1 protein-coding gene is annotated in these 1,358 nt (G+C 61.8%); it reads right to left on the bottom strand.

From position 1 onward, the window contains the following. Position 1: 1 nt before the first annotated feature. Positions 2-1,358, bottom strand: a 1,357-nt coding sequence (locus IV498_RS18735) for a CoA-acylating methylmalonate-semialdehyde dehydrogenase (RefSeq protein WP_269048584.1), incomplete at its 5' end; no start/stop codon positions are given.

Genomic DNA, 1,358 nt, shown 5'->3' with positions numbered 1-1,358 from the left:
GTTAGTTGGAGGGGAAGTTGTAGGAGGCACCCGAGGCATGGGTGGGCTCGGGCCAGCGGGAGGTAACGACCTTGCCGCGGGTGTAGAACGCCACACCCTCCTCGCCGTAAATGTGCTTATCACCAAAGAGCGAGTTCTTCCAACCACCAAAGGAGTGATACGCCACCGGCACCGGAATCGGAACGTTAATGCCGATCATGCCCACATGGACGCCGCGCTGGAACTTACGCGCGTTCGAACCCGAAGACGTGAAAATGGAGGTCCCATTCCCATACGGGTTAGCGTTGATCAGCGCGATACCCTCCTCCACCGTGTCCACCCGGACCACGGCCAGCACCGGACCGAAAATCTCCTCCGTGTACGCGCTCATCGCCGTGGTCACGTTATCAATCACCGTCGGACCCACCCAAAAGCCCTCCTCCTTACCGGGCACGGTGAAGTCCCGGCCGTCGACCACCAGGGCGGCACCGTCCTGGGCCGCCTCACCCACAATCCGGACCACACGCGCCTTCGCGGCCGCGGTAATAACCGGCCCCATCTCCGCATCCGCCTCCGTACCCTCAGCAACCTTGATCGCCCGCGCACGGTCCCCGATCTTACCCACCAGGGCCTCAGCCGCATCACCAACAGCCACCGCCACCGAAATCGCCATGCACCGCTCACCCGCGGAACCGAAAGCAGCCGCCGATAAATGATCCGCGGCATTATCCAAATCCGCGTCCGGCAGGATAATCGCGTGGTTCTTCGCCCCACCCAAAGCCTGCACCCGCTTACCATGCGCGGTCGCCGTCTCATGGACGTACTTCGCGATCGGGGTGGAACCCACAAAGGACACCGCGTCCACATCCGGATGGGTCAACAGCCCCTCCACGGTCTCCTTATCCCCATGCAGCACCTGGAACACACCAGCAGGCAGCCCGGCCTCGGTCCACAACCTCGCCAGCAGCATCGACGCCGACGGGTCCCGCTCGGAGGGCTTCAAAATAAACGCGTTACCAGCCGCGATCGCCAACGGACACATCCACAACGGCACCATCACCGGAAAGTTGAACGGCGTGATCCCCGCGACCACACCCACCGGCTGCCGGAAAGAAAACACATCAATACCGGTCGAAGCCTGATCCGAATAATCGCCCTTCAACAGCTGCGGAATGCCACAGGCAAACTCAATAACCTCCAAACCACGCCCGATCTCGCCCTTCGCATCCGAAAGGACCTTCCCATGCTCAGCAGTAATCAGCGCCGCCAGTTCATCCACATGCCCGGCCACCAACTCACGGAACCGAAACAAGACGTTAGTGCGCTTGGACAACGACACATCACCCCAACTGTCCGCGGCCCTGCGGGCAGCGGCAACA

It is taken from the genome of Paenarthrobacter sp. Z7-10, from assembly GCF_026932795.1.
Classification (GTDB): domain Bacteria; phylum Actinomycetota; class Actinomycetes; order Actinomycetales; family Micrococcaceae; genus Arthrobacter_M.
Note: the sequence above shows the minus strand (reverse complement) of the source record. Positions and strands in the feature narration are given on the sequence as shown.